Source organism: Sphingobacterium puteale (assembly GCF_050986225.1).
Classification (GTDB): Bacteria; Bacteroidota; Bacteroidia; order Sphingobacteriales; family Sphingobacteriaceae; genus Sphingobacterium; species Sphingobacterium puteale.
On sequence record NZ_CP158959.1, the window covers coordinates 2,344,468 to 2,358,023 of the forward strand.

The 13,556-nt window shown below is 39.8% G+C and carries 12 protein-coding genes; 8 read left to right on the forward strand and 4 right to left on the reverse strand.

What is annotated here, in order from left to right:
* Window positions 1–36: 36 nt before the first annotated feature.
* Both hisD and hisG read right to left on the reverse strand, forming a co-directional pair.
* Window positions 37–1,329, reverse strand: a complete 1,293-nt coding sequence (gene hisD, locus ABTV71_RS09730; RefSeq protein WP_433903051.1) for a histidinol dehydrogenase — start codon at window positions 1,327–1,329, stop codon at window positions 37–39.
* 21 nt (window positions 1,330–1,350) lie between these two features.
* The gene (hisG, locus tag ABTV71_RS09735) at window positions 1,351–2,202 is read right to left on the reverse strand and encodes an ATP phosphoribosyltransferase (protein ID WP_121121481.1); all 852 of its coding nucleotides are present in this window, start codon (window positions 2,200–2,202) and stop codon (window positions 1,351–1,353) included.
* A 468-nt stretch (window positions 2,203–2,670) separates the two neighbouring features.
* Between hisG and ABTV71_RS09740 the strand changes: the two genes are divergently transcribed.
* The 3 genes from ABTV71_RS09740 to ABTV71_RS09750 all read left to right on the forward strand — a co-directional run bounded on the left by ABTV71_RS09740 (window position 2,671) and on the right by ABTV71_RS09750 (window position 5,750).
* Window positions 2,671–3,261: a phosphatase PAP2 family protein gene (locus ABTV71_RS09740; protein WP_433903052.1), complete on the forward strand. Its 591-nt coding sequence runs from the start codon at window positions 2,671–2,673 to the stop codon at window positions 3,259–3,261.
* Between the two features lie 28 nt (window positions 3,262–3,289).
* A complete protein-coding gene (locus ABTV71_RS09745; protein WP_433903053.1) occupies window positions 3,290–4,360 on the forward strand; it encodes a Gfo/Idh/MocA family protein in 1,071 nt (356 codons plus the stop codon).
* Window positions 4,361–4,502: 142 nt separating this feature from the next.
* On the forward strand, window positions 4,503–5,750 hold the full coding sequence (locus ABTV71_RS09750; RefSeq protein ID WP_433903054.1) for a hypothetical protein: 1,248 nt from the start codon (window positions 4,503–4,505) through the stop codon (window positions 5,748–5,750).
* 104 nt (window positions 5,751–5,854) lie between these two features.
* Here ABTV71_RS09750 and ABTV71_RS09755 read toward each other — a convergent pair whose 3' ends face one another.
* Window positions 5,855–6,478 carry a 7-carboxy-7-deazaguanine synthase QueE gene (locus tag ABTV71_RS09755; protein ID WP_121121488.1) on the reverse strand — a complete coding sequence of 208 codons (624 nt, stop codon included), beginning with the start codon at window positions 6,476–6,478 and terminating at the stop codon, window positions 5,855–5,857.
* Between the two features lie 343 nt (window positions 6,479–6,821).
* Between ABTV71_RS09755 and thrS the strand changes: the two genes are divergently transcribed.
* From thrS to ABTV71_RS09780, 5 genes are all read left to right on the forward strand, one after another.
* Window positions 6,822–8,747, forward strand: a complete 1,926-nt coding sequence (gene thrS, locus ABTV71_RS09760) for a threonine--tRNA ligase (RefSeq protein ID WP_121121490.1) — start codon at window positions 6,822–6,824, stop codon at window positions 8,745–8,747.
* 11 nt (window positions 8,748–8,758) lie between these two features.
* Entirely contained in the window at window positions 8,759–9,319 is a 561-nt protein-coding gene (gene infC, locus ABTV71_RS09765) for a translation initiation factor IF-3 (RefSeq protein WP_077435368.1), read from the forward strand.
* A gap of 39 nt (window positions 9,320–9,358) precedes the next feature.
* Window positions 9,359–9,559: a 50S ribosomal protein L35 gene (gene rpmI / locus ABTV71_RS09770; RefSeq protein WP_002993964.1), complete on the forward strand. Its 201-nt coding sequence runs from the start codon at window positions 9,359–9,361 to the stop codon at window positions 9,557–9,559.
* Window positions 9,560–9,658: 99 nt separating this feature from the next.
* Complete coding sequence (gene rplT, locus ABTV71_RS09775) at window positions 9,659–10,003, forward strand: 50S ribosomal protein L20 (protein ID WP_046674462.1); 345 nt, start codon at window positions 9,659–9,661, stop codon at window positions 10,001–10,003.
* Between the two features lie 257 nt (window positions 10,004–10,260).
* The gene (locus ABTV71_RS09780; protein WP_121121492.1) at window positions 10,261–10,710 is read left to right on the forward strand and encodes a DUF3060 domain-containing protein; all 450 of its coding nucleotides are present in this window, start codon (window positions 10,261–10,263) and stop codon (window positions 10,708–10,710) included.
* Window positions 10,711–10,727: 17 nt separating this feature from the next.
* Here ABTV71_RS09780 and ABTV71_RS09785 read toward each other — a convergent pair whose 3' ends face one another.
* Entirely contained in the window at window positions 10,728–13,457 is a 2,730-nt protein-coding gene (locus ABTV71_RS09785; protein ID WP_433903055.1) for a DUF3857 domain-containing protein, read from the reverse strand.
* Window positions 13,458–13,556 lie beyond the last annotated feature (99 nt).

Sequence of the window (13,556 nt, forward strand, 5' to 3'; positions counted from 1 at the left end):
GTACAGCCCTTTTTTATGTGCTTTCAGTTTCGCTAATTATACCTGTTTGTTCCGAATGGAAATGGCATTTTTATGTGCTTGTAATCCTTCGAGCTCGGCAAGTATTTCGACCGTAGATCCGATTTGTTGAAGTCCGGTCTCATTGATGTGCTGAAATGTTATTTTTTTAACAAAAGAATCCACGGAAACTCCAGAATAGGATCGGGCATATCCAGAAGTTGGCAACGTATGGTTTGTGCCTGATGCGTAATCACCGGCGCTTTCTGGGGTAAGGTGTCCTAAGAAGACCGAACCTGCATTGCTGATATGACGTGTCAGGGATTCCCATTGATCCGTTTCAAGGATAAGGTGCTCCGGAGCATATTCATTTGAAAACTGAATGGCCTCCTGGAGGTTACCAACTGTGACAGCATAGGAATTTTCGATTGCTCTTGAGGCAAGTTCCTTGCGGGGCAATACAGTTAATTGTATCTCGAGTTGCGTATTGACGGCATCTACTATAGCCGTGGAAGTCGCAACTAATACGGCCTGACTGTCTGCTCCGTGCTCTGCTTGCGCGAGAAGATCCGCCGCTACAAATGCAGGGTTGGCAGATTCGTCAGCGATGACAAGCACCTCAGATGGACCGGCAGGCATATCTATGCTAACATTCGTTAATCCTTGTATGATTGACTTTGCCTTGGTGACAAATTGATTGCCCGGACCAAAGATTTTGTCGACTTTCGGAATAGATTGCGTACCGAACGCCATGGCTGCTACCGCCTGTGCGCCACCAACAAGGTAGATCCGCTTAATATTGAGCAACTTCAAACAATAAGCGACAAATCCATTAATCTTTCCATTGGATTGTGGCGGTGAACAAACCACGATTTCCTTACATCCCGCGATGCGGGCCGGGATACCCAGCATCAATAATGTGCTCGGCAATACTGCGGAACCCCCGGGGATATACAGGCCTACTTTTTCAATCGGACGTATTTCCCGCCAGCATTTTACGCCCGGCATTGTCTCGACGGTGCGTTCTCTTTTAAGCTGCGTGCTATGGAACCGGTGGATATTCTGGAATGCGATTTCCAAAGCGCGCTGTTGGTCGCGCTGTATTGTTGCCGCTAGGTCATCTATGTCATCTGCATCCAAAAAGAGTTTGTTAAGCTGTACTTTGTCAAATTTTTCGGCATACTCACGGAGTACAGTGTCACCTTGTATGCGTACCTGCTGAATAATATCCTGGACGACATCCTGAATTGCGTTGTTCGGGTCTGTATTCCGGGTAGCCAGCTGTTGCCGTTCCTCTTCTTTTAAAGAGTGGTAATCATATTTTTTTAACATGGTCGTCAGAATCGTTCAAGTTTAAAGAATGATTTTTTCGATCGGCATCACAACGATACCCTGTGCACCTTCAGCTTTTAATTTGTTGATCTTATCCCAAAAATCATCCTCCGTAATAACGGTGTGCACGGCTACCCAGCCTTCTTCAGCCAATGGAACTACGGTTGGACTTTTTACACCATGTAGTAGTGAAGTGATTGCGGGAAGGTTTTTCTTCTCTACATTCAATACCACATATTTGGTTTCCTTGGCAAGCAGAACTGATTCAATGCGTTGAACTAGTTCGGCCAGGATTTCGTTTCCTTCGAGTCCTTTTCGTCCCACTAAAATTGCTTCCGAATTTTTGACATCTGCAAAAGGTTTTAAACCATTACTTTTCAATGTTCCGCCTGTGGAAACAATATCACATATTGCGTCGCTAAGCCCCAGACCGGGTGAAATTTCAACAGATCCGGATATCAATCGTATATCTGCGTTGATTTTGTAATCGTCAAGAAAATTTTTGAGAATATTGGGATAAGAGGTGGCGATTGCTTTGCCGTTAAGGTCTTTGATGTCCTGAATGGAACTATCTTTCGGTATCGCTAGTTTTAAGGTGCATTTTCCGAAGCCAAGGCGTTTAATATATTCTACTTTTGATTCGGTTTCATCAATGATATTTTCACCTACAATACCAAGGTCAGCTATTCCTTGTTCGACATAACCCGGAATATCATCATCTCTGAGAAATAATATTTCCAGGGGGAAGTTGCCCACAGTAGTAATTAAGGAACTTTTGTAGTTTTCGAAATCTAAACCACAGTTTTTCAGTAATTGAACAGATTTTTCGTTTAACCTACCCGATTTTTGGATAGCAATTTTAAGATTTTTCAACGCTTTATAAATGTTAGCAGTAAATTATTAATAATAAGAAATCAAACAAGAGGGAAGGTATTCTACGTAAGAACACATTAAATTAACATATCGCCGCTATGGCGATGATGCAAATGAAAATGATGTACGTAGGTATAGACCATGTTTGTATTAATAACTGATAGCAAATTTATAGTAAATTAATGGGAAATACAAAAATATCATTTTAAAAAGTTTAAAGATCCGGGCTGTGACGGTTTAAATCGCTAAAATTTATGCCTGTTTTCTATAAAGTTTGAAACATAGACTGATAACTCTTAGAAAATTCCTTATTTTTAACAAATGAAGTCTTTTTAAGTTTCCATTGCCTATCGGCCGATCTGGGTAAGGGAGCGTAAGCATCCGCGGTATGACGACTTCAATAGTTATAGTGCCATGCATAGTTTTATTGTGTTAAATGAAGTAAAGTATAATAAAGAATCTGTATAGATGAAAAGAATAGCATTTATTTTAGTAAGCTGGATGACCTGTCTGTCCGGTTTTATCCTGGCTCAGGAAAAGCCAGCTTCTACATTAGATATCCGTATTTTGGAGTCTATTGCCGAAACAAGGACCGAGCCTCAGACACAGACTTTTAAAGTGCTTTCTGATATCAATAACTATGTGCAGGTGGCTGTACCCGTAGGCTTATTAGTTGCAGGAGCTGTTAATAACGACAAAGCCATGCGTCAAAACGCACTTTACGTAGCGAGTAGTACCGCTGTAACGGCATTAGTTAATGTGGGAATAAAACATTTGATCAAACGGAGCCGACCATTTAAAAAATATCCAAACTTTATATCTGTTCGCACAGCCAGTGGCTATTCTTTCCCTTCCGGGCACACGTCATCAGCATTTGCGACAGCTTCCGCATTATCCCGCGCCTATTCAAAATGGTATGTTGTAGCTCCTTCATTACTCTGGGCTTCTAGTGTTGGCTATTCCAGAATGTATTTGGGGGTACATTATCCTACGGATGTGCTGGCTGGTGCGGTGCTGGGTGCAGGCTCTGCTTATGCATTGGATGGATTAAGAAAATAAAATAGAAATTTGTTTAAACGAATAATTGATGCAAGTTATTAGAATATTGGTGGTGGGCTGTGGTAATATGGGGGCTTCTCATGCCAAAGCTTATCATGATCTAGAAGGGTTTGAAATCGTTGGTCTGGTTGCTAGAGGAGATAGCAAAAGTAAACTTAATGCGGAATTAGATTCCGAATATCCGTTGTTTGAATCCTACGAGTCCGCATTGGAACAAACAAAACCCGATGCTGTCTGTATTGCGACTTATCCGGATACCCATAGGGACTACGCGATTAAGGCTTTCGAATCAGGCGCTCATGTTTTCATTGAGAAGCCCTTGGCGGAGGATGTAACCTCAGCTGAAGAAGTCGTGAATGCTGCCATAAAATATGGTAAAAAACTGGTGGTGGGATATATTCTGCGTTACCACCCTTCGTGGATTAAGTTTATAGAGGTCGCAAAGACTTTGGGAAAACCTTTGGTCATGCGGATGAACCTCAATCAACAAAGCCATGGTTACATGTGGAATGTTCATCGCAATCTGATGTCAAGTCTGAGTCCAATTGTTGACTGTGGTGTTCACTACATTGATGTGATGTGTCAGATGGCGGGTGTTAAACCGGTACGTGTTTCGGCGATAGGTGCCCGACTTACTGACGATATTCCGGCGTGGAACTATAATTATGGTCAGCTCCAGTTGCATTTTGAGGACGGCTCTGTCGGTTGGTATGAAGCGGGATGGGGCCCTATGGTGAGCCAAAATGCATTTTTTGTAAAAGACGTTTTCGGCCCAAGGGGATCGGTGTCTATTGTTGCAGACAAAGCTAGTGACGAAGGCAAATCGGATTCGGTCGCAGCGCATACACAAACAGAGCGTTTGAGAGTTCATTATGCGGATTTAGATGCGGATAATGAATTTACCAAAGAAGATGAATGGATAAACTTGTCTGATGAACCCGATCATCAGGAATTGTGTAACAGGGAGCAACGCTTCTTTCGGCAGGCGATCATAGCGGATCTTGACCTGTCTTCTTCCATGGAAGACGCGATCAATAGTTTACGCATCGCGCTCGCTTGCGATGAAGCTGTGAAAACCAGGCAAACGGTATTATTATAGTTTTCATTTCATCAAGGTGTATTTCTTTTTTATCCCCTTTTGCAAAAAATAGCGGAATAAAAAACAAATAAATAAAAAATATATAGGAAGGATAGGCTTTTTGGTCTATCTTTTGTTATTTAGCTACATATTTATCATTCTTATGCAGAATTTATTCAAAGTAGCGTTGTTGTTTGGCTTATCCATCCCTATAGTACATGGGCAGGATAAGCAATGGCAGATGGAGTTGGTGTTTAAAGGGGAGATTTCTCCTGAAAAATTTGAAAATGAGATTCCTGAATTTGCGAAAGAGTTTTATGAGCCTTTTTTAAAAGGAAAGATGGCTTATAAGAATGTTGAGATCTTAGCCGACGCCGATTATTCTTCTGCTGTGATTAATCAAAAGGAACATGCTATTTTGAATAGAAAATTGGCAAAGACATATTCTTTTTCGGCAGGTGACGATATTGTCACGGCGGAATCTTATCACCCACCCTATAAAGTTGTGAGCAATAGATTGAAAGAATCCGAAGGTCCTTATGTATGGATGCAAGATCTAGGTGAGATTGAAAATGTAGCTGGAGTGACCTGTAAAAAAGCAAAATTATTCATCAAAAATCAAGCAGATTCGGCTGAAGCCATCGTTTGGTATTCGGAAGCGGTACCAACCTATTATATGACCGCTTTTTCGTTTGTCAATGATCTTCCGGGGGCTGTGCTAAAATTGTCGTTAGGTGCAAATGCTGATCTAGGTTTCGAGACAACTAAAGTGGCTAACGTGTCCGGTACAAAAAATTTCCGATTGCCTCAGGATGTTAAAGTTGTTGATATTTCTGGTGATGGCCCTTTAGAGGGAGACGGAGATGTAAGTTTATTTGAAGATACTTTTCCATTGGACAAGTCGCTTAAATGGATCATGGTGAAAGATAAGGAAACGAACGATGAATATTATGGGATAAAGAGCACAGCGGGGCAGGAAGTGCTGCCATGTTCGCTTTTTTCCCTGGCTTATTTTAATGATCAGACCGCCATCGTTTCAGATAAGGATAACTACTTTTGGTTGCTGGATAAAAAGGGTAACAAAGTAAATAAAGACGGGTTCGATTGGCTCACTCCGGCGACGGAAAGATTGGCTATTTTTCAGAAAGATGGAAATTTTGGACTCGTTACGCAAGAAGGAAAGGTTTTACTGGATAAAAAGGAGAACATAAGCAAGTTTTTAAATAATTATTTGATGTTCTCGGAAGATGGGAAAATAGGTTTGTTGGATGAGAATGGGAAAATTATTATTAATCCTAGTTTATTATTCTTAGATGTAGATAGTACCGGTAATGTTTTGGTGAGGGATAAAGAAGGGGAGGAGACCAAAACACTTGAACTTGATACGTTTATAAAGGAATATGTAAAGTGATTTAGATTTTGTTGAATAGAATACTAAGTATAAGTTAACATAAAAAAAGCATTCAACCGAAGTAGATTGAGTGCTTTTTTGCTTTGATTATTTTTATATTCTGGTTACGGAATATTTAGAAATTTGTGTGTCTGTAGGGAGATATCCCATTTTGGATTTTCCTTGACATAGTCAATAATGGACGGGGTCATTTCTTTGGATTTGGACCATTCCGGCTGAAGGTATAATCTGCAATTTGGTCCAACTAATTGAGCATATTCTTCTCCCCAGGCAAAATCACTTTTATTGAAAACGATCACTTTGAGCTCACCTGCAGCATCGAGCACATCTTTTCTTGGGGCCTTGAATTTTTTTGGAGACAGGCAGATCCAATCCCATTCTCCACTTAGCGGATATGCTCCGGATGTTTCGATAAAAGTTTTTATTCCGGCAGCATGCAGACCCTTAGTGAGGTAATCCAAATTATAGATCAGCGGCTCTCCACCTGTAATAACAACTGTTTTAGCGGGATATTTCTTGGCATTTTCAATAATTGAATCTGCCGCTGTAAGCGGATGGATAGATGCATCCCAGCTTTCTTTTACATCGCACCAATGGCAGCCCACATCACAACCACCCAATCTGATGAAATAAGCAGCAGTCCCGGTGTGGTAACCTTCCCCTTGGATGGTGTAGAACTCTTCCATCAAAGGTAATCGTGTTCCGTCTTCTGGTACTTGATTCGACATAGTTAAAATTTGAGTCTGCAAAAGTAGTAAATATTAATGACATGCTCAATTTAAACTGTTGTTTTCAGTGGAATTCATGTCATTTTTATAGGGTTGAAAATTGAGCGGTGATTTTGGTGTATTTTGTGGAAGCGCTGCTTTTTGTTTTCTTTTCTGAGTCCGGTGTTACCAGACGGAGGATTGCTGAAAAATGGACAAGAGATCATAAAAAAACTGTTTATTACCAGAAATTTTGCTAAATTTGTTTCACAATTTATTTATTGAAAACATAAGTGTAATAACATAATTGTACATGTTGTTTTGTGTTTTCTATTTTTTAACAATATAAAGATCATAGTTGTAAATGATTAAAATTACACTACCTGATGGTTCCGTTAGGGAATATCAAAAAGGAATCACTGCAGCAGAAATTGCTTTGTCAATTTCTGAAGGGCTAGCGAGAAATGTTCTTGCTGCTGAGGTGAACGGTGAAGTATGGGATTCTGCCCGTGCTATTGAAGAAGATGCTAGCGTGAAGTTGTTGACCTGGAATGATACAAAAGGAAAATCTACTTTTTGGCATTCTTCGGCTCACTTACTAGCTGAGGCGCTGGAAACATTGTATCCGGGAATTAAATTCGGTATTGGACCGGCAATCGAAACGGGTTTTTACTACGATGTTGATTTTGGTGATCGCGAATTTTCTTCGGATGACTTTAAGGCTATCGAGGACAAAATGTTAGAACTCGCCAAACGCAAAGAAACCTTTGAACGTAAAGCCGTTTCTAAATCGGATGCTTTAGCCTATTTTACCGAAAAAGGGGATGAGTATAAGCTGGATCTGATTAAGGATCTGGAAGATGGAAAGATTACTTTTTATACCCAAGGTGAGTTTACTGATTTATGTCGTGGACCACATATTCCGAATACTGGATTTATCAAAGCCATAAAACTGACCAATGTTGCCGGTGCATATTGGCGGGGTGATGAATCCCGGAAACAGTTAACACGTATTTATGGTGTAACTTTTCCGAAAGCATCGGAGCTTGCCGAATATTTAAAATTCATTGAAGAAGCAAAGAAACGCGACCACCGCAAATTAGGTAAAGAGCTGGAGCTTTTTGCATTTTCTGAAAAGGTGGGTGCTGGATTGCCTTTATGGTTGCCAAAAGGAGCTGCATTACGTCAAAAACTGATTGATTTCTTGCAAAAAGCACAGTTGAAATCGGGGTATGAGCCTGTCGTAACGCCACATATCGGACATAAACAACTGTATGTGACTTCTGGTCACTATGAGAAATATGGTGCGGATTCCTTTCAGCCGATCAAAACACCTATCGAAGGTGAAGAGTTTTTGTTGAAACCGATGAACTGTCCACATCACTGTGAGATCTATAAGGTAAAGCCGCGTTCGTATAAAGATTTACCGGTTCGTTTTGCCGAATTTGGTACAGTATATCGTTATGAGCAATCGGGTGAGTTGCATGGGTTAACACGTGTACGTGGATTTACACAAGATGATGCGCACTTGTTTTGCCGCCCGGATCAGGTAAAAGATGAGTTTAAGAAAGTAATCGATCTGGTTCTTTATGTATTTGGTGCTTTAGGATTTAATGACTACACTGCACAGGTGTCGTTGCGTGATCCTGAAAACCGTACTAAATATATCGGTACCGATGAAAATTGGGCTTTAGCTGAATCTGCGATTATTGAGGCTGCCGAAGAAAAAGGCTTACCAACTGTCGTTGAATATGGTGAAGCTGCTTTCTATGGTCCGAAACTTGATTTCATGGTGAAAGATGCGTTGGGACGTAAATGGCAGTTAGGTACTATTCAGGTGGACTATAACTTACCGGAACGTTTTGAATTAGAGTATACTGGCAGTGATAATATGAAACATCGCCCAGTAATGATTCACCGTGCCCCATTTGGATCGTTGGAACGTTTTGTAGCCGTATTGATCGAACACTGTGCGGGACAATTTCCGTTATGGCTTGCGCCTGAGCAATTTATCGTCTTGCCAGTGTCAGAAAAATACGAAGAATATGCGCAAAATGTTTTGAATTCGCTAAATAATTCCGATATTCGCGGACTGATAGACTTACGTGACGAGAAGGTGGGCAGAAAAATCAGAGACGCCGAGGTGAAAAAGCTTCCTTATATGTTGATTGTAGGGGAAAAAGAGGTGGAAAATGGCACAGTTTCTGTACGTAAACATGGCTCAGTAGAATTAGGAACTATGACTGCTGACGAATTTAGAGATATATTAATTAAGGAAATAACCGTTTAATTTTTAAACATTTGGCATTAAAAAGACCCGGTGGTCCAAGACCACCAATGAGAAAGAAAGAACCAGATCACCGCATTAATGAGCTAATCAAGGTACCTGAAGTACGTTTGGTAGGAGATAATGTGGAACAAGGAGTTTACCCTACACGCAAAGCGTTAGAGTTGGCTGATGAGTTGGAACTTGATTTAGTGGAGATTTCGCCAAATGCTGTACCGCCGGTTTGTAAGATTATCGACTACAGTAAGTTTGTTTACGAACAGAAGAAGAAACAAAAGGAAATCAAAGCTAATGCGAAACAGACTGTTATCAAAGAAATTCGTTTCGGACCTAACTCTGGTGAACATGATTTTGATTTCAAATTGAAACATGCGATTAAGTTTCTTGAAAGTGGTGAAAAAGTACGTGCGTACGTACACTTCAAAGGCCGTGCTATCGTACACAAAGATCAAGGTGAGATCTTGTTGTTACGCTTCGCTCAGGCACTGGAAGATTACGGTAAAGTAGAGCTTTTACCAAAATTAGAAGGGAAACGTATGTTTTTAACAGTAGCTCCAAAGGCTCCTAAAAAATAATAAGAATTCTAACAGATTGATATAAAATTTATAAGTATTATGCCAAAAGTTAAAACCAATTCCAGCGCAAAGAAACGTTTCAAATTGACTGGAACAGGTAAAATTGCAAGAAAAAACGCTTTCAAAAGCCATATCTTGACAAAAAAGAGCACAAAACGTAAACGTAACTTAACACAAACAAGTTATGTATCTGATGGCGATATGGGCAACGTTAAACGTATGCTTGCTATCGGTAAATAAGTTTTATTCGATTTTATTTAATAATAATTTTTTAACCGGGTACAGGGTCGTAAGTTCATTGAAATACATGGCACCTTTTACCAAACTAATTTTAAAAATATGCCACGTTCGGTTAACGCAGTAGCTTCAAGAAGAAGACGCAAAAAAATCCTAGGCCTTGCAAAAGGTTACTTTGGATCACGTAGCAAAGTTTATACTATTGCTAAAAATACAGTAGAAAAAGGTTTACAATACGCTTACCGCGATCGTAAAACCAAAAAACGCGAGTTTAGAGCTTTATGGATTCAACGTATCAACGCTGGAGCTCGTCAACACGGAATTTCTTATTCCCAATTGATCGGTAAATTAAACGCTAAAAACATTGGTTTGAACCGTAAGGTTTTAGCTGATTTAGCTTTAAATAACCCAGAAGCTTTCAAAGCAGTTGTAGACGCAGTAAAATAGAGTTTTTAATCCGCTGTCAATTTGTTAGAGATATTAAAGGAGCCCAAAAGGCTCCTTTTTTTGTTGTCAGCCGTTTGGACGCTGTCTGTTTTTTGGGACGATATCCGCCAGTCTATATAAAGCAATTGCCCGGATTCTATGCTTGAAAGACATCGTCTATCTCGTTGTCAGCTGAAATGATTAAACGTTAGCTCCTAATTGGCTTTTTTTGTTTGATTAGGTTTGATTTTTGCACAGTGATTTATAAACATACAATTATGAAAATAAGAACGATCGCATTTGGATTTTCACTCCTTTTATTGGGCGGGATGGTAATGGCTAAAGGGCCTGGATCTCGCACTTCGTTAAACACTGTTTTCGATCAACAAGGAAAAGTTATTTCAATTGAGGGGGTAGGGAATACCCGTACCATCGAGGCTAAAGGTGGTGAGACAATTCAAATTGAAGGTGCTGATAACAAGGTAGTGATACATGGGAATGTCGGCAAATTAATTATTGAAGGCAAAGGGAATACTGTGACAGGTCATGATGTATCAACGGTGACAATAGAGGGTGCGGACAATATGGTTAATATTGGCTCTCTCGAAACCGTTCAAATTGAAGGTATCAAAAATCACGTTCACTACAAGTCAACTAAGAACAAATCCGGAAAAGCAAAAGTCTCTACTGAAGGTGCTGACAATATGGTTATGAAGGTGGAAAAATAGTATAGCTATGTGTTGTCTTAATGGTCTTCGGGATGTGCAGGATCTATTTTGTTATCCGGAGAATTAAATTCCGCTGCTGTATCGTCCGAATTTTGTTTCGATATAGGATACGGCTTTAGAAAATCTTGATCAAAGGGATGTGTTGTCGCAGCCCTTTGAATACTGTCATCATTCTGATATGTCCGAAGACAGGTACCTTTGATGCGATCAGAGTTATACACATAGCTTCCCCAAATGCAAAAAAAGAAAATCGCTTTTATAGTATCTTTGTAGTGTACGAGGGGACCATCTGTTTTATCTAAATAACTTTTAAACATAAAATAGGATGCAATTCCATCAATAGTACAGAATATGGCCATAAATAGTGCAACCATAAAGAAAGTCTGTGCGAAAATGTCCCTTTTCTTGATCAGTAAGATACAGCTATAAATCAAACCAGCCAGTATCAATACATTACCGATTATTTCCGATAGCAACAGAATTTTGTATAAAATGGGCGAAACACCTTCTAACTGATCTGCCGCTTGCCAAGTATTTAAATTAAAAAAGGACTGTTGAAAGAAAAATATGCCTGATAGGGTCAATATATTTATAAATAGTACGATAAGCAGTACGATCATCCACCCACCGATTTGATCGTGATAAATTTCATCATAGGGTTTGATGAAAAAAGGTTTGCTCTTATTGTACTTTTTAACAATATACCAGATGATGACTGGCACCAGGACAATGAATAGGATCAGGGTGAACCAATTTATCTCCTTTGCTGATGTCGGTGTACCCAGGTTAGTTATCCCATCTGTTACATATCCGTCCGCGTCCAGATAAAAACCATTGAAAAAGATATTCTCACGATCGGCAAAATCTGTATAATACTGTTGCAGGTCTTTTTGTTCAACATAAGGTTCGTGAAAACCTAAGGTATAAGCAATCTTGATACTATCTGGCTTTATTTCCAATGTCTTTCCGAATACATAGGCGTTACGGTCAAAATAGCTATTGTCTTTATGACTGCCAAATGTATTCTTTCCTTTGTTAACGACACCGATCTCATATTCGATATCCATAGGGAACGGAAGGCCTAGTGGGGCAATACGATCCTCCATAATTTCGGGTAGCTTGTCGTTTATATTCGTGCCCAGCAAGGAAATATACTTTTTGGAAGATCCGTTTTCTGCTTTTCCGATGTTTTTAATTTTGTATTTTTCGGTGATCTCCACGCGATTGTTCTCAATATCATCTTTGAATTGTATATGGCCAATTTTATTGATTTTGGGATAGGTTTTCGCATAATACTCCAAGTATTGCTTCTGTATATCGTTTTTGGCACTACCTTGAAAATAAGTACGCATATTGTCCGCCTCATTTCCGAAATAGACTGTTTTAACATCAAGGGTAGCTTCGAATTTGCCTTCCAGCGTCAACGTTTCCTTGACTTTAATATTTCCCACAATATGCTGCGGTACATCGGCAAGCTTTCCGTTTCCCAGGGTCGAGAGCACTTTTCCATAAGCGGGGAAATATCTGTTTTTGATATCTCCGCCCTGATTGGTTATGGTCGGATCAATATATTGGTAACGTCCTCCGATATTAACTTCAACAACCATGTGGTTGAAAGCATAAGGCGAGGGGAGCTCTTCCTGCAGTCCTCGGTCTTTATAAGTATTGGCTAATACCAGTCCTGCGTCGATGTTCTTATTTTTGAGTATTGTTGCCAGCAGCATGGATTTATCCTTACAATCGCCATAGCGCTGCGAAAATACTTTTTCCGGAACATTCGCCCGGTGTGAATATTCTCCCATCTCAATACCCATATAACGTATTTCGTTTTGTACAAAGTCACAGGCCTTTTTTAGGTAGTTATAGGGCTGCCCATTTGACTCTTTCCATAGTTGATTGACGAAAGTTTGAAGTGTACTTGAAGGGACTATCTGTGGTATGGGATTAATCCTCCGGTTCCATTGGTCAACGTCCTGCCAGGTATTGAATTCTGAACATTGGATATATTTTAAGGGGCTGTACCAGGCCGGACTATAGTTTTCGAATTGAACTGTTTTGTTCTCAGTGAGCTCCCAAAAGAAATTTGTTGCATTTCCCAGGGATTGTTGCTGTACTTCAGGTGCACCGTTAAAACTTTTGAATTGAAGTTTGCGACCGTTTGGTACAATGTAATTGAGATGGACCAAACCAGTAGGTTCATATCCCTGTAAGTAATAGGTGTCGAAAAATTTATGTTCAAATACGGGATTTGTACCTATAATTGAATAGGCAAATACGATCTTATCGTCTTTACGCAAATCTTCCAGGACATAATGGGCCATCTGGCTTCCATTGTAGATAGACCTCGAAAGCTCTGTTTCGGATGCAAGGAGATTGAATTTTGCCTGTGGCAGCAAGTCAATATTTTTCCCGTTACGAATGATCTTCAATTCATGTAATTGAAGTTTTTGGAAATGCGGATCAAAGGTTACCTGAACCTGTCCCAGGTTTTCGATCCCACTTTGATCAAACAATACTTTTATGTCCCTATAATATTTTGTTTGTGCAGCTAAGTTTATTTGATTTTCGATTAACTCATAGTAATATCCATCGCTAATATCATCCAGATTTGGCTTTATGGCTTTTTTTGTAATGGGTCGGAGCCAAGTTGGCGACGCTGTTTTTTGAATGGGCGTTTGACTAAAAGACCAGGAAAATGCAGCCAGTACGAGTACGAAAGCTAATAGAAGATGGCTAAATCTTTTCATTAATTCATAATTTAGCCTAAGATAAGTAAAATTTGGACTCAACGGTAGCTGAATTTAGGAAGTATTGGGAAATATTTATTTCATTGAATCTAGCGTCTT